The organism is Curtobacterium luteum (genome assembly GCF_001475545.1).
Lineage (GTDB): Bacteria > Actinomycetota > Actinomycetes > Actinomycetales > Microbacteriaceae > Curtobacterium > Curtobacterium luteum_A.
Window position 1 is genome coordinate 1 of sequence record NZ_LDQC01000138.1, and the last position, 1029, is coordinate 1029.

At 73.8% G+C, this 1029-nt stretch carries 2 protein-coding genes; both read right to left on the bottom strand.

All coding sequences use genetic code 11. From position 1 onward, the window contains the following. The coding region (locus NS184_RS16575) for a LacI family DNA-binding transcriptional regulator (RefSeq protein ID WP_152998290.1) at window positions 1–204 on the bottom strand (204 nt) is incomplete at its 3' end. A gap of 45 nt (window positions 205–249) precedes the next feature. Continuing rightward, window positions 250–987, bottom strand: coding sequence for a class I SAM-dependent methyltransferase (locus NS184_RS16580; RefSeq protein ID WP_058727181.1), 738 nt, complete (start codon window positions 985–987; stop codon window positions 250–252). Window positions 988–1029: the final 42 nt, after the last annotated feature.

Here is a 1029-nt window from a genome sequence, read left to right on the forward strand (position 1 = left end):
CGGCAGGGTCAGCGCGATGACGCCCGACCGTCCGTTCCGCAGCCCGCGGGCAGAGAGGTTCGGCACGTACCCGAGTTCGGCGACCGCCTGCTCCACGCGGGCCCGGGTCTCCGGGCGCACGGGTACGCCGCCGTTGACGACGTTGGAGACGGTCTTGGGTGACACCCCGGCGAGGGCCGCCACCTCCCGCACGGTCGCGCGCATCGTCCGAGCGTACCGCCCGGATTCGTTGTGCCAGGGCTGGCCGCGCTACGCCCGCCGCTCGTACCGGTGGACGTGCGTGCGGTAGGGAACCCGGACGACGTCGCGCCCGGCCGTCTCCGGATGGGTGTCGAGCAGCTCCTCGACCGCTCGACGGAGTCCGTCGCGCTCGGCGTCCGGCAGCACGATGACGTAGCTGCGCGACAGGACCATGTCGAGGAACGCCGGCCGGTCCTGCTCGTGCACCCACTCGAACACGCGGTGCTCCCGCTCCCCGAAGGGGCCGTCGAGCATCGACTCGTCGTCGTACGACATCCGCTGGGCTCCGGGCCGGGTGATGACGTCGCCGAGTCGCTGCGCCCAGTCCGAGGTCTCGTCGCGCACGTTCCAGACGAGGCCGAGGACGCCGCCGGGCCGGAGGACCCGCGCGGCTTCCGTGATGCCAGCCACCGGGTCGACCCAGTGCCAGGACTGCGCGAAGGTCACGGCGTCCACCGAGCCGTCCGGCATCGGGATCGCCTCGCCGGTGCCCTCGAGCGCGCGGACGTCCGGCAGCAGTGCCGCGAGCCGAGACCGCATCGCGGGGTCCGGTTCGACGGCGACGACCTCGGCGCCGCGGCCGAGCAGCGTCCGGGTGAACTTGCCGGTGCCCGCGCCGACGTCGACGAGTCGTCCCGCCGCAGGCGGGACCATCCAGTCGGCGACCTCGGCCGGGTACCCCGGCCGCCCGTGCTCGTAGGCGTCGACCGCGCTGCCGAAGGAGCGCGCGTGCTGCTCGAAGGTCATGGTCCCAGCCTGGCACCCGACCGTACCAGAGGACCGTGGGGG

Coding starts and splice junctions, on each gene's coding strand:
- NS184_RS16580 (WP_058727181.1), bottom strand. CDS start 987: ATGACCTTCGAGCAGCACGCGCGCTCCTTCGGCAGCGCGGTCGACGCC.